Source organism: Xanthomonas sp. CFBP 7698 (assembly GCF_003600855.1).
GTDB lineage: Bacteria > Pseudomonadota > Gammaproteobacteria > Xanthomonadales > Xanthomonadaceae > Xanthomonas > Xanthomonas cannabis.
On sequence record NZ_PRDN01000002.1, the window covers coordinates 232194 to 247959 of the forward strand.

Below are 15766 nucleotides of genomic sequence, written 5' to 3' on the forward strand. Positions count from 1 at the left end.
GACAGGGCGTTACCAGTAAAGCCCTGTCGCGCCCGGGTGCGCTCCTACGGTGCAGCCGCCAACCTTCGACCGCGCTGCCGGATTACACCAGCATCAAGCTGTTGGCCGCAGGACGTTCAACACTTCGTGGCATGCGCCCATGGTGTGGTAATCGGTCTTGCCGGCCGGGCTCTTCTCGTCGCTGTACTTGCGGTTGTCCGCGTCCAGGATGCGATACCACGCGCCGTAGCGGTGATCGATCATGTGTTTCCAGGCGTAGTCCCACAGCTTGTCGTACCACTGCCAGTAGCGATCCTCGCCACTGCGCTGGGCCAGTAATGCGGCGGCAGCGAGCGATTCGGCCTGCACCCAGAAGTACTTGTCGTCGTCGCAGACCTGCCCGTCCGGTGCGAAGCCGTAATACAGCCCGCCGCGTTGGGCATCCCAGGAGCGTTCCACCGCCACATCGAACAGGTGTTGCGCGGTCGGCAACAACCAGTCGGCCGGCGCGTAGCGGTCCAGCAGCATCAGCAGCTTGGCCCATTCGGTCTGATGGCCTGGCTGGAAGCCCCAGGGGCGGAACAGGTGCTTGGGATCATCGCGGTTGTAGTCCCAATCGATGTTCCACTGCGGGTCGTAGTGCTCCCACACCAGGCCATCGGCCTTGGCGGCCTGACGGCGCGTCATGTTGTCGGCCAACTGCAGCGCACGGTCGAGATAACGTTGCTCGCCACTGGCCTCATACGCGGCGATCATCGCCTCGCACATATGCATGTTGGCGTTCTGGCCGCGATACGTGGTGAAGTTGAATTGGGCGTCCGCTTCATCGCGGTATAAACCAAATTCCGGCTCCCAGAAGTGTTTCTCCAGCAGCTGCCAGGTTTCGTCCATCCACGTGCGGGCTTCGGCGATGCCGGCCTTCAGCCCGCACGAATACGCCAGCAGCACGAACGCAACGCCGTAGCAGTGGTTCATGTCGTCTTCCACCACGCCATCGCGCAGCGTCCAGGCATAACCGCCGGTCGCCGCATTGCGATGCACGTTGCGCAGGTAATCCAGGCCGTGGTGCACCGCCTCCAGGTACTCGGCGTTGCCGAACTCGCGGTAGGCCATCGCGTAATTGAAGACAAAGCGTGTGCTACTCACCAGATGCCGGTGGCCGGCGTCGTAGATGGAGCCGTCATCGCGGAAATACTGAAAAAAGCCACCGGCCGGGTCGATCGCGCGCGGGTGGTAGAACGCCATGGTGTCGGCGATGTGCTGGCGCAGGACATCGGCCGAGCGGAAATCGGGTGCGGGAGATGCGGGCAACGGGCTCATGCTTGTTCCTGGATCAGAGAATGGACGTCATCGATGCCGGGCATTGCGGCGAACGCGCCCTTGCGCGTGACCGCCAATGCGCCGACGGCGGCAGCGAACCGGATCACCTCGGTCATCGCCGAGGTATCGCCGCACAATTGCGCCAGCGTGGTGCCGCGCGCAGCCAGCTGGAACAGCAGCCCACCCACGAACGCATCGCCCGCAGCAGTGCTATCGCGCACCTGCACGGTGAACGCCGGCACCTGGCCGGAATCGGTGCGGGTCTGCCAGTGCACCGGGCCGCCACCATCGGTGACCAGCAGCCAGGTCGCGTTGCCCTGCCACAGCTTCTGCGTCACTGCGCTGGCATCGCTGCCCAGCGTGCCGGCCAGATAGTCGAGCTCTTCGCGCGAGAGCTTGACCACATCGGCCAGGGCCAACGCCTCCCACAGCACCGGCGCCGGGTTCACGTCCTGTGGCCACAGCATCGGGCGCAGGTTGAGATCGAGGCTGACGATGGCGCCATCGGCGCGCGCGCGGCGCATGCCGTCCAGCGTGCATTGCGCAATCTCCGGCTCGGTCATGCTGTTGGAGCACACATGCAGCACCGCCGCCTGCGCGAAGCCATCGGCAGCAAAATGTTCGGGACGGAACAGCAGATCCGCTGCAGGCGGCCGGTAGAAACTGAAACTGCGCTCGCCCGCCTCGTCCAACGCGACGAACGCCAGCGCCGTCTTGGCCTGATCGGTGCGCACGATGCCGCCAGTGGCTACACCGGCCTGCTGCAGGCTCTGCAGCAGGAAGTCGCCGAACATGTCGCGCCCAAGCATGCCGACAAAATGAGACGCACCGCCGAGCTTGGCGACAGCGACGGCCACATTGGCCGGTGCGCCGCCCGCATATTGCGCAAACGTGCGCGCGTCGTCGCTGCTGGCTTGTGGCAAGGCCAGCATGTCGATCAGGGCCTCGCCGAAGCAGATCACCTGGTTCTTGGCAGCGCTCATGCGTGCGCCTCCGCCAATGCGCCACGCAGACGAGAGCCCCAGATACCGTAGAACACGATGTACAGGTAGCACACCAGCGGCAGCACGAACGACTCATGCAGGCCGATCCGGTCTGCGAGCAGGCCCTGCAGATACGGCACGATCGCACCGCCGACAATGGCCATGATCAACAGGCTCGACGCACGCCCGGTCAGCGGGCCGAGGCGCTCGATGCCCAGGGTGAAGATGGTCGGGAACATGATCGAGTTGAACAGGCCGATCGCCACCAGTGCGTACACCGCCAGCATGCCGCCGCTGACCATGGTGGCGCCCAGCAGCAGTGCATTGATCGCCGCGAACGCCGACAACAGGACGCGTGGCGACAGTTTGGCCAGCAGTGCCGAGCCGATGAAACGGCCGATCATCGCCAGCGTCCAGTAGGCCGAGACGTACTTGGTCGCTTCGCGCTCGGTGAAACCGCCGATCTCCGGCAACGAGAAGTAATTGACCATCAGGCTGCCGATCGCCACTTCCGCACCAACATAGAAGAAGATCGCCAGCACGCCGAAGCGCACATGCGGGTGGCGCAGCGCATCCAGCAGCGAATGCTTGCTTTCTTCCTTCTGCGCGCCAGCGTCGGTCAATGCCGGCAGGCGGAACAGGAACACGAAGATCGCCAGCAGGAACAGCACCACGCCCAGGCCGATGTACGGGCCCTGCACTGCCTGCGCTTCCTGCACGCGGTAGGCAAGCTGCTCGGGTTCCGGCAGCGCCTTGAGCGCATCGCTGCTCATCACCGTGTTGGACAGGATCAACCAACCGCCCAGCAACGGCGCGATCGCGGTGCCCAGTGAATTGAGCGCCTGCGCCAGGGTCAGCCGGCTGGACGCGCTGCGCTCGGGTCCCAGCAATGCGACATACGGGTTGGCCGCCACCTGCAGGATGGTGATGCCGGTAGCCAGCACGAACAGTGCACCCAGGAAGGCGCCATACACCCGCAATTCTGCCGCCGGCCAGAAGCCCAGCGCGCCGACTGCCGCCACTGCCAGCCCGGCCACGATGCCCTGCTTGTAGCCCAACCGGTTCACCAGCCAACCGGCCGGCAGCGACATCAGGAAATACGCACCGAAGAAGGTGAACTGCACCAGCATCGCCTGGGCGAAGTTGAGCTCGAACACCGCTTTGAGATGCGGGATCAGGATGTCGTTGAGGCAGGTGAGAAAGCCCCACATGAAGAAGATCGTGGTGACCACCGACAATGCGACGCCGTTGTTGACGGGCGCCTTGTTGCCGCTTGGCACAGTGGATTGCGTGGAAAGGGAAACCATAGGAGTTGCCTGGTCAGCGGCCTGAGGCCTTGGTGGGGGAACGGTTGGGGGAATGGCTTGCGCGTTGCGGCGCAGGCGCTGCGGTCGGCGCGCATGCACTGCTTGCACGGATCTTCAAGGCGACGGCGGCGGTGAGCCGTTGCGCCGCCAGTTCAGGGCTGCCGATACGCTGCAGCACCAGTTGCGCGGCCTGTCGGCCACGCGCGCGCGGATCGGCGGCCAGCGTGGTCAGGGCCGGGGTGAACAACGCGGCTTCGGCGATATCGTCGAAGCCGGTCACCGCAAAATCGCGGCCGGGCACACGGCCCTGCATCGCCAGCGCGGCCATCAGGCCCAGCGCCACGCTGTCGTTGTAGCAAACCGCCGCACTCACGCGCTGGCCCGCGCTGCCCAACATGCGTGCGCCACACAGCGCGGCATCCTGGCGATTGGGAGCCGACTCGACGTACTGCACGGCCAGCCCCGCATCCGTCATTGCACGCGTGTAGCCGGCACGGCGCTGACGGCACGAACTGGATTCGGCATGGCCACCGAAGAACACGATGTGCCGGTGACCTTGCGCAATGAGGTGTGTGCAGGCCAGAAACGCGCCCTGCTCGTTGTCGAGCGCCAGCAGATCCCAACCGGCACCCTCCACTTCACGGTTGAACAGCACGACGTTGCGCTGGCGGCCGAGCACCTGGGTCAGGGCCTGCGCCTGACTGCCTTCGGCCGGCGACAGGATGATTCCGGCCGGCGTGTGCTCCATCAACGAGGTCAGCACCGCCTGCTGGCGCTGCGTCGATTCACCGGTGCTGCCCAGCAGCGTCACATACCCCGCCGCGCCCAGCGCTTCATCGACGCCTGCGGCGAACTCGGCAAAAAATGGATTGGACAGGTCGTTGATGACCAACGCGATGCTGGACGAGGTGCGCCGGCGCAGATTGGCTGCAGCGCGGTTGTACACATAGTTCTGTCGATCCAGCTCGGCCTCGACACGTGCCCGCGTGCTCGCATGCACCAAGGGGCTGCCGCGCAGTACCAGCGAGACGGTGGCACGCGACACGCCGATGGCGACCGCGATATCGCGCAACGTCACTGCGCCACGGCGCAGACGGCGCGCGTCGCCGTCCTCGTCCATTGCGGATGTGGGCGCGGCACGCGTCAAGTTGCAGACCTGGCGTTGAGAGAAATGCGCATGCCCGTGGCGTTCATTGGATCGATCCAATTAGGCCTTTTCCTTGTTCTCAATGCATGCGGCAGTGCAACAAATCGGACGGGATAGTCCACTCAGTGCGTGCCGACTGGTCGGTTGGGGCGATCAAGCAGCGCACGGCTCCTTGCCGCAAGAGCGGCTGCCACCAACGTGGTGCCGTCTCCGCCTTGCGCCCCTCCGGTATCTAGAACTTCTTTGCCCGTGACCGCCACCGCCACCGCCAGCTCGAGAATGCAGCCCGGCATTGCGATGCCGCCACGACCGTCCGGCCACCACTGGCAGCTGCGCAGCGCACGGCTAGCGTCGTCGGGCACCACGACGCAGACGCCCTCGCTTACCCGCAGTCGTTACTGAAACGCGATCGACAAGCCAATCCCGCCCTGCCAGTCCGGGCTCTTCGAGGTCAGACCGCGCAGCACCGAGACATCCAGCTGCATCGCGTGCGGCAGTTGCCAGGCGCCGCCCGCACCCGCCACGCGCGAATGCTCGCTGCCGGTATCGAACCCGGCTTCGACGTAGCTGCTGAAATGCTCGCCAGAAAAAAACGTGTAATTAGGCGCAAAGGTCCAGGTGTGGCCCTCGTCGTCGCGCGCGTAGTTGACGTACAGCGCAAACGCACGCTGCTGCGCGAGGTCCCAGGAGGCGGTGACGCCGAGTTCGCGGGCATAGCCGTCGCTGAAGGCAGGGCTGCCCGTCGGGACGCTGTAGGTGCCCAGCGCCGCCCAGTGAAAACTGTCGGAGCGCGATGGCAGGGCCACTTTCAAGCCAATATGACTGTCGCCGCCGCCGCGCACGCGTTGGCCGCCCCCGTGCTGCCAGTTGTAACTGTCGCTGCCCAGTTGCAGCTCCACCTGCTGCGACAGGCCCAGACGCAGCACGGTGTCGGCGGTGTACAGCGTGGTCCGCTGGCCATCGGTGCGATCGGTGCTCGCATCCGGCAAACCCTGCTCCCAGGCGAATGCGCCGGGCTGCAACACCTCGGCGGCAAACGGGATGCCGGGCCGGTCGAACGCCGGTGGATCCTCCGCCTGCGCCGCGGCCGGCCGGCTGCTCAGGCACAACACCAGCAGCGCCCCAGCCAACAGCAGAGGTCGCCCTGCGCGCAGCTGCAACCCCTCGCTCACGAAGGAAGACGCCGGCACCGACGGTGCATCGGCACGCAATTGCGCGGGAACAGAAAACACGGACATGGGCGGCACCATCGGCAGGAAGTGAGCGACAACGCAGCAATCATCGGGATGGCTGCGTCGACCAGCAACGGCGCGCATGGTGCCGCGCCGGCCGTGACCGGTTTGTATACCGTGCCGCTCTCGCCAGCGGCGCAGCCAGCGTTGTACGCGTGGCAGGCCGCGGCACGGCAAAACAGCACGCTGCGGCGACAGCTACAACAGGCGCACTCGCCGACACGCGGTGACGTCAACGAGCGACTGCTCCGGCACTGACGATCGCCAGGCCGGCAGGCAAGCCCGATCCGACGGGTCAGCATCCCGCCGCCCTGCCCAGCCGCAACCATTGGCAAGCTCGCCCGCCAACGACAAGGGCACCCTCAGGTGCCCTTTCAAACCAGCCACGTGATGCCGTCTTACCAGACCAGATCGTCAGGCACCTGGTACTTGGGATCGGCATAGGGATCCTCGCCCGCAGGTGCGTTCGGGTCCACCTTCAGGGCGACCGATGGCGCGAACACCGCCTCGGCTTCGGCCAGCACTTCGGCCGTCACCAGCAGATAGCGCCCGTTGAGCTGCAGCACGCCGAGCTCGCCGGCGTTGAGTGCCTTGAGCTGGTCCGCGGTGACATAGATGCGCTTGATCTTGCCGCCGTACGGAAAATGCCGGGCAATGTCGGCATCGGCGTGATTCAGTCCCTTGTCCTTGAGCAGTTCTTCCAGCTTGGCCTTGGCTTCGCGGCGCAGGCGTGCTTCTTCCTGCTTGATACGCTCGGCTTCGATGCGTTCGTCCTTCTCGCGCTGCGCCCGGATCGCATAGGCCTTGGCCAGATCGATGTCTTCGCGCGTGCGCGGCGGCCTGGGACCGCGCCGGCCTGCGTCGGCCTGCGGCGGACGTGGCGACCCGGCCGGCCGGCCGTCGTTACGACGATCGGGCCTGCCCCCGTGCTTGCGTTCGCCGCTGCCATCGGTGGCCGCGGCGGCAGACGACCGCTGAGGCCCCCTGCCCTGGCCATCCGGCCGGTGGCCGCCGGGTGCGGGCTTGCCGCCCTTGCCGTGCGGACGCGCGGCAGGCCGCGCGTCGGGTTTGCGTTCTGGCTTGGGCGCGGACTTGAAGCCCAGGCCAAGCAGCTGGTCACGTAGGGTATCGCTCATGGCGGCGGCAATCTGCAATTAATAGTGCGGAGGCGGCGGTTCATCCGCCGCATCGGCAAACAACGTGGAGCGCACCTTGCCCAGATCCTCGAGCAGGTGGCGGATCAGTTCGGCATTGCGGGCGCCGGTCAAGCGGGCGTCCGCGAGCGCTTCACTCAGTTCGTTGAGCGCCTGCTCCTGAAAGGAGAGGCGCGTTTCCAGTTCCACCAATCGCGCTTCCAGGTCCTGGTCGCGCGGCGAGAGTTGCTCATGCATGTAACGAACGGCCTCGTCCGATAGCGTAGTAAGCCAGACCAGCGGCGTCGATCTCTTGCCGGTCATACAGGTTGCGGCCGTCGAACACGACCTCGTCCTTCACTGCCTGCCTGATCTTGCCGAAGTCCGGGCTGCGGAGCTGCTTCCACCCGGTGACCAGAACCAATGCGTCGGCGCCTTCCGGTACCGCGAACGCTCCGTCGCAGAAGGTCAGGTCATCGCGCCCGCCGAAGATGCGCCTGGCTTCACGAGTGGCCTCCGGGTCGGAGGCTCGCACGGTGGCAGCGGCTTTCGACGGCTGCGCCATCAGGCAATGGCTGGACGCAGCACGCATGTCATCGGTGTTGGACCAACGTCACCGGTGCCAGAAATCGCAACGCGCATGGGGGCGGAAGTCCTGCGAAAGATCAGGGAAGGATGCCCATCAGTTCGACATCGAACGTCAAGGTTGCGTCCGGTCCGATCGGCCCACCCTGCGTCCCGTTCGGGCCATAGGCCAGGTTGGATGGAATCCAGAAACGATATTTCGAACCGACCGGCATCAACGCAACGCCCTCGGTCCAGCCGGGAATGACCTGATCCAGACCGAACTCGGCCGGCTGGCCGCGCTGGTAGGAACTATCGAACACCTGCCCATTGAGCAGCTTGCCTTCGTAATTGACGCGCACCTTGTTGGTCCGCATCGGACGCTCGCCGCTGCCCTGACGCAGCACCATGTACTGCAGGCCGGATGCGGTGGTGATCACGCCTTTTTCGGTCTTGTTCTTGGCAAGGAAGGCATTGCCTTCTTCGCGATTCTTGGCACCGGCAGCGCCCTGCTTGGCCGAGGCGAACGCCTGCATGGTGGCGGCCGCTTCCTGCTGGGTCAGGCGCGTGGTGCCCTTGGCGAACACGGTACGCACCGCTTCCATCAGGATCGACAGGTCGATCTCGTCCTTGATGCCGGCCAGCGACGGACCAACTGCACGGTCGCCGAGCATCAGGCCGACGTTTTCCTTGGACGGGGCAGCCGGCGCGGAACCAGGCGCCATGCCCGGCACCTGCTGGCCGTTACGGGCCGCCAGCGCGGTGCGCAGGGCGGTATCGGTGGCCTGGGTCTGCTCGTCGGACAACAGCGGCTTGCCACCCTTGAATGCATTTTCGATGGCGCGTTGCATGGCGCTCAGATCGATGTCCTGGGCGATCGGCTCGAACGAGCGGGCCACGTCCATCCCGATGGCGTAACTGACGTTGTCGCGCGTGCTTTTCTCAGACGATGCATTCAAAACTGGCTTCTCCTTGGTGGCCGCTGCGGCCGGTTGCTGCGACATCGCCGGCACCGAAGCCGCCATTGCCACCATCAGTAGCGACGCCGCCGCGCCGCGCTTTCCCATCTTCATTCGATGCACTTCCCGAAAGTGAAAAGACACGCCGCCGACGGCGCTGAACACGCATTGTCGCATGCGCACGCGGCGTTGCGAGAGCCGTGCTCAGCGCGAGGGCGCATTGAGCTCGCGTTCGATCGCCGCCACAACGCGCGGATCGTCCGGTTTGATCTTGCTGGGGAACTGCGCCACCACGCGCCCATCGCGACCAATCAGATACTTGTGGAAGTTCCACCCCGGCGCCACGCCCGTCGCCTGGGTCAGCCGCTGGTACAACGGCGTGGCCTCCTTGCCAAGCACATGCACCTTCTCGAACATCGGGAACTTGACGCCATAAGTCAGCGTGCAGAATTCCTGGATCTGTTTCTCGGATCCGGGCTCCTGCCCCTGAAAATCGTTGGACGGAAAGCCCAGCACCGCAAATCCACGGCTGGCGTAGCGCTTGTTGAGCGCTTCCAGGCCTTCGTACTGCGGGGTGTAGCCGCACTTGCTGGCGGTGTTGACCACCATCACTACCTTGCCGCCGTAACTACGGTTCAGGTTGATTGGGGCCTTTCCGGCGAGCGGGCGGTAGTCCAGATCCAGCAGCGCAGCGCCGGCGGCCAGCGCCGAGCCCGCGAAAAATCCAGCAAATACAACCACTAACAGACGTTTCAGCAACATGGGCAAGACCTCGGCGAGGGATCGGCATCCCGAATCTGGCGGGGTGCCATCAGTTGGGTGTGACAGACGGTTGACTGCCTGCGTGTCGGTGTTATAGTTGAATACAACACCAGTCATCCAACGCAGGGGGAAAGCATGAACAGCACACGTGTCACGCGACCAGTTCCGCTGTTGCTGTTCGGCAGCACCCTGTTTGCCATTGGTTGGCTGGGAGCCGCTTCCAGTCAGGTGACGGAGTCCGGCGCCGATTATGGCGTGTCGGAAGCGGTTACGGAAAACGCGACAACTCCCCCCGAAGCACGCACCCGGCCTGGCCGGCATCCGCGCGCCTCGCTGTCGATGCCCTATTTCTCCTTCGCGCAGGTTCTGCGCCCACGGAGCTGATCATGAACGACATCCAATGGAGCGACGGCGCTCCCATCTACCGCCAACTCAAGGAACGGGTCATTGCCATGATGCTCGATGGAATCCTCAAGCCGGGCGATGCCCTGCCCTCGGTGCGCCAAGTGGCGGCGGACTATCAATTGAATCCGATCACCGTCTCGCGCGCCTATCAGGAACTGGCGGACGAGAACCTGGTCGAAAAACGCCGCGGCCTGGGCATGTTCATGACCCCGGAAGCCGCACAGAAGCTGCGCGGCAGCGAACGCGAGCGTTTCTTGAATGAAGAATGGCCGGCGGTGCTGGAACGCATCCAGCGCCTGGGCCTGTCCATCGACGATCTGTTGCCACAGGGGAAAACACCATGACCGCCGTCTCCACCGACCATGTCGTCGACGCCCGCGGCCTGCGCAAGGCCTACAAACATCGCCTGGCGCTGGACAACACCAGCTTCACCATCGCCGCCGGCCGCATCGTCGGCCTGATCGGCCCCAACGGTGCCGGCAAGACCACTGCACTGAAGGCGGTACTGGGCCTGACCGACTTCGACGGCGAGCTGCGCGTGCTGGGCCTGGACCCGCGCACCCAGCGCAACGCGCTGATGAACGAGGTCTGCTTCATCGCCGACGTGGCGGTGCTGCCGCGCTGGCTGCGGGTTGGCGAGGCGATCGACTTCGTGGCCGGCGTGCATCCGCGCTTCGACCGCGCCAAGTGCGAGCGCTTCCTGGCCAACACCCAGCTCAACCGCAAATCGCGGGTGCGCGAATTGTCCAAGGGCATGATCGTGCAGTTGCACCTGGCGCTGGTGATGGCCATCGACGCACGCATCCTGGTGCTGGACGAGCCCACCCTGGGCCTGGACATCCTCTACCGCAAGCAGTTCTACCAGCGCCTGCTGGAGGATTACTTCGACGAGCAGAAGACCATCATCGTCACCACGCACCAGGTCGAGGAGATCGAACACATCCTTACCGATGTGATGTTCATCCGCGACGGCCGCATCGTGCTGACCGCCGACATGGAGGACGTGGCGCAGCGCTACACCGAAGTGCTGGTCGGTGCCGAGCACCTCGATGCCGCGCGAACACTGACGCCGATCGACGAACGCGCCCTGCCCTTCGGCAAGACGGTGATGTTGTTCGACGGCGTGCCCAAAGCGCAGCTCGCCCACTTCGGCGAGACTCGCAATCCCGGCCTGGCCGACCTGTTTGTTGCCGTCATGAAGGGGACCTACGCATGAATGCCATGACCAACCACGCATCGCCTGCCCGCACCTTCGGCTGGCTGCTCAAACGCGAATACTGGGAACACCGTGGCGGCTTCGTGTGGGCGCAGCTGATCACCGGGGGCATTGCGGTGTTCTTCGCGCTGCTGGGCGCGGTGATCGGTGCGATCACCGCCCGCCGCAACATGGTCGGCGACAGCGTCAATCCGGGCGACATGGCCGACTACACCCGCACCCTGGGCCAGGTAGGCGACGGCCTGCTGCTGGGCGGGATCGGCATCGCCTCGGTGGTACTGGCCTTCGTGGTGTTCTTCTATGCGCTGGGCAGCCTGTACGACGACCGCCGCGACCGCAGCGTGCTGTTCTGGAAATCGCTGCCGGTCTCCGACGTGCAGACCGTGCTGTCCAAGGCCGCCTGGGCGCTGTTGCTGGCGCCGCTGATCGCCATTGCAATCGGCCTGGTGGTGGGGCTGGCGCTGTGGCTGATCGCCATCGGCGGCGCGTTGATCGCCGGTGCGCCCAGCCCGTGGGCCATGGCCACGCACTCGCATCCGTTCGCGCTACTGTGGTTGCTGCTCAAGACCGTGCCGATGAGCCTGCTGTGGTCGTTGCCCACCATCGGCTGGCTGATGTTCTGCTCGGCCTGGGCCTCGAGCAAGCCGTTCCTGTGGGCGGTGCTGTTCCCGCTGCTGGCCTGCGTGATGCTGAGCATCCTTGCGGCGATGCCCGGCGTGTCGCTGCCGATCGGCTGGATCTGGTACATCGTCGGCTACCGCGGCCTGCTCAGCGTGCTGCCGGGCACCTGGTCGCCGCGTGCGGTCAGCGGCAACCTGGACAGCAGCGCCATGCAGAACCCCAGCGACCTGGTGCAGTGGGCCCTGCAGCACACCGACAGTGCACGCGTCTATGGCAATGCCGACATCTGGATCGGCGCCGCCATCGGTGTGGCCCTGATCGTCGCCTCCATCTACCTGCGCCGCCGGCGCTCCGAAGCCTGAAGGACATTCCATGCGCCTGGACCTGACCCTGGCCCTTCTGTTCGCATTGCCCGGCGCCGCGGCTGCCGAAGAGCAATGCAAGTACTCCGAGCCGCGCAGCCTGGAGCTGCAACTGGCGGGAGTGAAGACGGTGTTGTTCGAAGTCGGTTCCAACGACCTGCGTCTGGACGCCGCGCCCGGTACCGGCGGACGCCTGCAAGGCCGCGCCTGTGCGGCCAAGGCCGAGCTGCTCAAGCACCTGACCGTGACCCAGAAGCGGGTTGGCGACAAGCTGGTGGTGACCCTGGCCGAAGACCGCCTGATCCGCATGTCCATCGGCGAAAACTATTCGTATCTGGACCTGCGCGGCAGCGTGCCGAACACTGTGCTGGTGCAGTTCGATGTGGGCTCCGGTGATGCCGAGATCAGCGGTGCCGCATCCGTCAGCGCCGATGTCGGTTCGGGCGATATGACCGTCCGCCGCAGCAAGGGACGTGTCACCGCCAAGGTGGGCTCCGGCGACATCGAGCTGGAGGATATCGGTGCGCTGCGTGTGCTGGCGGTGGGCTCGGGCGATCTGAAGGCAAAGCAGATCCATGGCGCAACCGACGTCGGTACGGTCGGCTCCGGCGACGTCAAACTGCGCGACGTGGCAGGCAACGTCACCGTCGGCACCGTGGGGTCGGGCGAGATGGAGATCGAGGACGTGCGGGGAAGCGTTCGGGTCGAGGCGGTCAGCTCCGGCTCGATCCATGTGCGCAAGGTCAGTGGCGATGTGAGCCTTGCGCGCAAGGGCAGCGGCGACATCAGTGCCAGCGATGTGGGCGGCGCCATGCGTGTGCCGGCGGACAGGTAACTCTTCATTTGGGGGATAGCTTATGAAACTGCTTATTTCTACGGTAATGGCCAGCGTGCTGCTGGTGGGCTGCGGCAAGTCCGAGCCGAAGGTGGTGGTGTCGGGCGAGAACGACAGCGGCCGCGGCGTGACCTTCAACGGCAAGAGCGTGACGCTCAAGCGCAGCGGCTTGCCGGCGGCGACCATCAGTGCCGACGGTGCGCTCAGCATCGACGGCAAGGCGGTGAACTTGAACGACATGCAGCATCAGGCGATGCGCAATTACTACGCACAGATCCAGGGCGTTGCTGCCAAGGGCATCGATATCGGTACGCAGGGCGCGGCATTCGGCGCGCATGCCGCCGGTGAAGCGCTCAAAGGCGTGCTGAGCGGCAACACGGACCAGATCGGCGACAAGATCGAAGCCGAAGCGGAGACCTTCAAACAGAAGGCCAGGCTGATCTGCGATCAGCTGGACACGCTACGCGGCGCGCAGGATGCCGCAGCCAGCGCCGTGCCCGAATTTGGCCCCTATGCCAATCTCACCCAGAAGGATGTTGCCGACTGCCGCGATTGAGGGCGGCGTGCGGAGTGAGGCAGCGGCTCGGCTCCGCGGCGGCCGCCGTCGTGCTTGCGGCCCTGCATCGGACTGGTCGGACATCGCCGCAGCCACTGGCCGACACTCTGCGCACGGGTGAACATGCAATCCGTCAGCGGCGCACGATGATCGTGTTGCAACCGCTGGTTGGCGCACCCCTGCGACGTTTTGTCAGCTCTGCCGACCACCCGCGCCGGCACCCGTAGACCGCGGCGGGATTACACTAGTGCGCTCCCCTCGACCCACCGATCCCATGAACAAGTTCGTGATGTTCTGCATGGCGCTGTTGCTGTGCACACTCGCCGCCTGCGGCGATCAGTCGTCCCGGCGTGCCGAACGTGGTAAGCCGCGCGTCGCCATCACCACGCAGTCGGTGATGATCCGTCGCCCGCCTGCCGCCAACGCGGAGATCACCCCGGACGGCACCCTCAAGATCGACGATATCGCGCTACCGCAGAAGGAGCCGACCCGCGCCAGGCTGCAACTGCTGTTCGGGCACCTGCAGATGCTGCGCCAGCAGGCGGTCAACGACGCCGGCCCGGACCCGGAATACAAGTCGATCAAGCTGACCGCCACACCCGAGATCCAGACGCTCAGCAGCCAATTGCTGGATGAGATTCCGTCGCTGCAGCCGTATCGCGAAAGCTTTGGCAACATCCAGGCCGAGCGGCACTGAGTCGCCGGCCAAGTCCGCGCAAAGACGTAGATTGGCGCGAGACCGTGTAGGAGCGCACTGGTGCGCGATGAAGCTTTATCGGGAAGGCTTCATCGCGCCCAGGTGCGCTCCTACATATGCACACGCGTTCAGTGGTCAGCCACCGCCACCACTGCTGCCGGCCTGGATGCCACCACGCGTCAGCGCGGCCGGATCCAGCAAACGGCGCAGATCCGCTTCGCCGAGCCCGCTGTCTTCCAGCGCCACGTCCAGCACCGGGCGCTGTTCCTTGTAGGCACGTTTGGCGATCGCGGCGGCCTTCTCGTAGCCGATGATCGGGTTGAGCGCGGTCACCAGGATCGGATTGCGGTCCAGTGCCTCGCGCACGCGCTCCTGGCGCACCTTCAATCCGGCGATGGCGCTATCGGCCAGCAGGCGCGCGACGTTGCCCAGCAAGGTGATCGAATCCAGCAGGTTGTAGGCGATCAGCGGCAAGGTCACGTTCAACTGGAAATTGCCGGTCTGCCCGGCCACGGTGATCGCGGTGTGGTGGCCGATGACCTGCGCGCATGCCATGACCGTGGCCTCGGGAATCACCGGATTGACCTTGCCGGGCATGATCGAACTGCCGGGTTGCAACGCCGGCAATTCGATCTCGCCCAGGCCCGCCAACGGGCCGGCATTCATCCAGCGCAGGTCGTTGGCGATCTTGATGAGTGCAACGGCCAGTGCATTGAGCTGGCCCGACAACTCCACCGCATCGTCCTGCGCGGCCAGGCCTTCGAACTTGTTCTGCGCACTTTCAAACTTGGCCCCGCTCAGGCTCGACAAGGCCTTGGCCACCTTGGCGCCGAAACGCGGATCGGCATTGATGCCGGTGCCGATCGCGGTGCCGCCCAGCGGCAGCCGCCGCAACCGCTTGAGCGCATCGTCAATGCGCTCCTGCGCCGAACTCAGCTGCGCCGACCAGGTGCCGAATTCCTGCCCGAACGTCAGCGGCATCGCATCCATCAAGTGCGTGCGCCCGGTCTTGACGATCTTGTCCAGAGACTTGGCGCGCTTGTCGATGGTCTTGCGCAGGTGCTTGAGTGCCGGCTGCAGATGGTCTTGCACCGCAAGCAACGCAGAGACGCGGATGGCAGTGGGGATCACATCGTTGGAACTCTGGCCAAGATTGACGTGGTCGTTGGGATGCACCGCATCCTTGCCGGCGCGCGTGGCCAGTGTGGCGATCACCTCGTTGGCATTCATGTTGGACGAGGTACCCGAGCCGGTCTGGTACACATCGATCGGAAACTGCGCATCGTGCGTGCCATCGGCCACCTGCAATGCCGCATCCTGTACGGTCTTGCCGATCGACTTCGGCAACAGCCCGAGGTCGGCATTGACGCCTGCGGCAGCGGCCTTGATCAGCCCCAGCGCGCGAATGAAACCGCGCGGCATCGGCTGGCCGGACACCGGGAAATTCTGTACCGCACGCTGGGTCTGCGCGCCCCACAACGCATCTGCGGGCACCTGCAATTGCCCCATGCTGTCGTGTTCGGTCCTGAAACGTTCGCTCATCTGCACTCTCCGCACGTAGTGGTGGTGGTGACGCAATGGCTGGCAGCGGGCGCACCCACGCTGGCGAGGCCCACTACGATACCCGCTGGCAACGTTGCGACGGTGTCATCGCAACACGTGCACTAGACTGAGCATCGATCCATACG

Annotated in this window: 18 protein-coding genes and 1 pseudogene; 8 read left to right on the plus strand and 11 right to left on the minus strand. The window is 65.1% G+C overall.

Translation table 11 applies throughout. The features are described from left to right. Positions 1-93: 93 nt before the first annotated feature. The 5 genes from XnspCFBP7698_RS08845 to XnspCFBP7698_RS08865 all read right to left on the minus strand — a co-directional run bounded on the left by XnspCFBP7698_RS08845 (position 94) and on the right by XnspCFBP7698_RS08865 (position 5974). Entirely contained in the window at positions 94-1299 is a 1206-nt protein-coding gene (locus XnspCFBP7698_RS08845) for an AGE family epimerase/isomerase (protein WP_104580025.1), read from the minus strand. Then, the gene (locus XnspCFBP7698_RS08850; protein WP_199680121.1) at positions 1296-2282 is read right to left on the minus strand and encodes a carbohydrate kinase; all 987 of its coding nucleotides are present in this window, start codon (positions 2280-2282) and stop codon (positions 1296-1298) included. The genes XnspCFBP7698_RS08845 and XnspCFBP7698_RS08850 overlap by 4 nt, the downstream gene beginning before the upstream one ends. After that, entirely contained in the window at positions 2279-3589 is a 1311-nt protein-coding gene (gene fucP, locus XnspCFBP7698_RS08855; RefSeq protein WP_104580023.1) for an L-fucose:H+ symporter permease, read from the minus strand. Before fucP ends, XnspCFBP7698_RS08850 begins: the two co-directional genes overlap by 4 nt. A 13-nt stretch (positions 3590-3602) precedes the next feature. Beyond that, a complete protein-coding gene (locus XnspCFBP7698_RS08860) occupies positions 3603-4709 on the minus strand; it encodes a LacI family DNA-binding transcriptional regulator (RefSeq protein WP_233548951.1) in 1107 nt (368 codons plus the stop codon). 422 nt (positions 4710-5131) lie between these two features. Further along, positions 5132-5974, minus strand: coding sequence for a transporter (locus XnspCFBP7698_RS08865; protein ID WP_104580164.1), 843 nt, complete (start codon positions 5972-5974; stop codon positions 5132-5134). A gap of 21 nt (positions 5975-5995) precedes the next feature. Between XnspCFBP7698_RS08865 and XnspCFBP7698_RS08870 the strand changes: the two genes are divergently transcribed. Next, positions 5996-6226 carry a hypothetical protein gene (locus tag XnspCFBP7698_RS08870; protein WP_104580022.1) on the plus strand — a complete coding sequence of 77 codons (231 nt, stop codon included), beginning with the start codon at positions 5996-5998 and terminating at the stop codon, positions 6224-6226. 140 nt (positions 6227-6366) lie between these two features. On the opposite strand, the gene XnspCFBP7698_RS08875 is transcribed toward XnspCFBP7698_RS08870, so the two are convergent. The 5 genes and pseudogenes from XnspCFBP7698_RS08875 to XnspCFBP7698_RS08895 all read right to left on the minus strand — a co-directional run bounded on the left by XnspCFBP7698_RS08875 (position 6367) and on the right by XnspCFBP7698_RS08895 (position 9386). Beyond that, a complete protein-coding gene (locus tag XnspCFBP7698_RS08875; protein WP_324251030.1) occupies positions 6367-7104 on the minus strand; it encodes a DUF2058 family protein in 738 nt (245 codons plus the stop codon). A gap of 18 nt (positions 7105-7122) precedes the next feature. Next, entirely contained in the window at positions 7123-7359 is a 237-nt protein-coding gene (locus XnspCFBP7698_RS08880) for a SlyX family protein (protein ID WP_039403175.1), read from the minus strand. Continuing rightward, a pseudogene (locus XnspCFBP7698_RS08885) lies at positions 7352-7705 on the minus strand (UDP binding domain-containing protein); the annotation flags it as partial. The pseudogene XnspCFBP7698_RS08885 and the gene XnspCFBP7698_RS08880, both read right to left, overlap by 8 nt. A 61-nt stretch (positions 7706-7766) precedes the next feature. Beyond that, positions 7767-8738 carry an FKBP-type peptidyl-prolyl cis-trans isomerase gene (locus tag XnspCFBP7698_RS08890; RefSeq protein ID WP_039403181.1) on the minus strand — a complete coding sequence of 324 codons (972 nt, stop codon included), beginning with the start codon at positions 8736-8738 and terminating at the stop codon, positions 7767-7769. Between the two features lie 90 nt (positions 8739-8828). Further along, positions 8829-9386: a glutathione peroxidase gene (locus XnspCFBP7698_RS08895; protein ID WP_104580021.1), complete on the minus strand. Its 558-nt coding sequence runs from the start codon at positions 9384-9386 to the stop codon at positions 8829-8831. A 135-nt stretch (positions 9387-9521) separates the two neighbouring features. On the opposite strand from XnspCFBP7698_RS08895, the gene XnspCFBP7698_RS08900 reads away from it, so the two are divergent. The 7 genes from XnspCFBP7698_RS08900 to XnspCFBP7698_RS08930 all read left to right on the plus strand — a co-directional run bounded on the left by XnspCFBP7698_RS08900 (position 9522) and on the right by XnspCFBP7698_RS08930 (position 14078). Continuing rightward, positions 9522-9770 (plus strand): hypothetical protein, encoded by a 249-nt coding sequence (locus tag XnspCFBP7698_RS08900; protein ID WP_081422587.1) that lies wholly within the window; start codon positions 9522-9524, stop codon positions 9768-9770. 2 nt (positions 9771-9772) lie between these two features. After that, positions 9773-10135 carry a GntR family transcriptional regulator gene (locus XnspCFBP7698_RS08905; RefSeq protein ID WP_003483692.1) on the plus strand — a complete coding sequence of 121 codons (363 nt, stop codon included), beginning with the start codon at positions 9773-9775 and terminating at the stop codon, positions 10133-10135. Next, positions 10132-11007, plus strand: a complete 876-nt coding sequence (locus XnspCFBP7698_RS08910) for an ABC transporter ATP-binding protein (protein WP_047696698.1) — start codon at positions 10132-10134, stop codon at positions 11005-11007. Before XnspCFBP7698_RS08905 ends, XnspCFBP7698_RS08910 begins: the two co-directional genes overlap by 4 nt. After that, positions 11004-11990 (plus strand): hypothetical protein, encoded by a 987-nt coding sequence (locus XnspCFBP7698_RS08915; RefSeq protein WP_047696700.1) that lies wholly within the window; start codon positions 11004-11006, stop codon positions 11988-11990. Before XnspCFBP7698_RS08910 ends, XnspCFBP7698_RS08915 begins: the two co-directional genes overlap by 4 nt. A 10-nt stretch (positions 11991-12000) precedes the next feature. Further along, entirely contained in the window at positions 12001-12825 is an 825-nt protein-coding gene (locus tag XnspCFBP7698_RS08920; protein ID WP_104580020.1) for a DUF4097 family beta strand repeat-containing protein, read from the plus strand. A 22-nt stretch (positions 12826-12847) separates the two neighbouring features. Then, complete coding sequence (locus tag XnspCFBP7698_RS08925) at positions 12848-13381, plus strand: DUF2884 family protein (RefSeq protein ID WP_104580019.1); 534 nt, start codon at positions 12848-12850, stop codon at positions 13379-13381. 274 nt (positions 13382-13655) lie between these two features. Continuing rightward, positions 13656-14078 (plus strand): hypothetical protein, encoded by a 423-nt coding sequence (locus XnspCFBP7698_RS08930; protein WP_184385150.1) that lies wholly within the window; start codon positions 13656-13658, stop codon positions 14076-14078. Positions 14079-14213: 135 nt separating this feature from the next. On the opposite strand, the gene XnspCFBP7698_RS08935 is transcribed toward XnspCFBP7698_RS08930, so the two are convergent. Continuing rightward, positions 14214-15620, minus strand: coding sequence for a class II fumarate hydratase (locus XnspCFBP7698_RS08935; RefSeq protein WP_104580017.1), 1407 nt, complete (start codon positions 15618-15620; stop codon positions 14214-14216). Positions 15621-15766: the final 146 nt, after the last annotated feature.

What these genes read in the sequence shown, in the direction of transcription:
- XnspCFBP7698_RS08845 (WP_104580025.1), bottom strand. Translation starts at nt 1,299, where the DNA reads ATGAGCCCGTTGCCCGCATCTCCCGCACCCGATTTCCGCTCGGCCGAT.
- XnspCFBP7698_RS08850 (WP_199680121.1), bottom strand. Translation starts at nt 2,282, where the DNA reads ATGAGCGCTGCCAAGAACCAGGTGATCTGCTTCGGCGAGGCCCTGATC.
- fucP (WP_104580023.1), bottom strand. Translation starts at nt 3,589, where the DNA reads ATGGTTTCCCTTTCCACGCAATCCACTGTGCCAAGCGGCAACAAGGCG.
- XnspCFBP7698_RS08860 (WP_233548951.1), bottom strand. Translation starts at nt 4,709, where the DNA reads ATGGACGAGGACGGCGACGCGCGCCGTCTGCGCCGTGGCGCAGTGACG.
- XnspCFBP7698_RS08865 (WP_104580164.1), bottom strand. Translation starts at nt 5,974, where the DNA reads ATGTCCGTGTTTTCTGTTCCCGCGCAATTGCGTGCCGATGCACCGTCG.
- XnspCFBP7698_RS08875 (WP_324251030.1), bottom strand. Translation starts at nt 7,104, where the DNA reads ATGAGCGATACCCTACGTGACCAGCTGCTTGGCCTGGGCTTCAAGTCC.
- XnspCFBP7698_RS08880 (WP_039403175.1), bottom strand. Translation starts at nt 7,359, where the DNA reads ATGCATGAGCAACTCTCGCCGCGCGACCAGGACCTGGAAGCGCGATTG.
- XnspCFBP7698_RS08890 (WP_039403181.1), bottom strand. Translation starts at nt 8,738, where the DNA reads ATGAAGATGGGAAAGCGCGGCGCGGCGGCGTCGCTACTGATGGTGGCA.
- XnspCFBP7698_RS08895 (WP_104580021.1), bottom strand. Translation starts at nt 9,386, where the DNA reads ATGTTGCTGAAACGTCTGTTAGTGGTTGTATTTGCTGGATTTTTCGCG.
- XnspCFBP7698_RS08900 (WP_081422587.1), top strand. Translation starts at nt 9,522, where the DNA reads ATGAACAGCACACGTGTCACGCGACCAGTTCCGCTGTTGCTGTTCGGC.
- XnspCFBP7698_RS08905 (WP_003483692.1), top strand. Translation starts at nt 9,773, where the DNA reads ATGAACGACATCCAATGGAGCGACGGCGCTCCCATCTACCGCCAACTC.
- XnspCFBP7698_RS08910 (WP_047696698.1), top strand. Translation starts at nt 10,132, where the DNA reads ATGACCGCCGTCTCCACCGACCATGTCGTCGACGCCCGCGGCCTGCGC.
- XnspCFBP7698_RS08915 (WP_047696700.1), top strand. Translation starts at nt 11,004, where the DNA reads ATGAATGCCATGACCAACCACGCATCGCCTGCCCGCACCTTCGGCTGG.
- XnspCFBP7698_RS08920 (WP_104580020.1), top strand. Translation starts at nt 12,001, where the DNA reads ATGCGCCTGGACCTGACCCTGGCCCTTCTGTTCGCATTGCCCGGCGCC.
- XnspCFBP7698_RS08925 (WP_104580019.1), top strand. Translation starts at nt 12,848, where the DNA reads ATGAAACTGCTTATTTCTACGGTAATGGCCAGCGTGCTGCTGGTGGGC.
- XnspCFBP7698_RS08930 (WP_184385150.1), top strand. Translation starts at nt 13,656, where the DNA reads ATGAACAAGTTCGTGATGTTCTGCATGGCGCTGTTGCTGTGCACACTC.
- XnspCFBP7698_RS08935 (WP_104580017.1), bottom strand. Translation starts at nt 15,620, where the DNA reads ATGAGCGAACGTTTCAGGACCGAACACGACAGCATGGGGCAATTGCAG.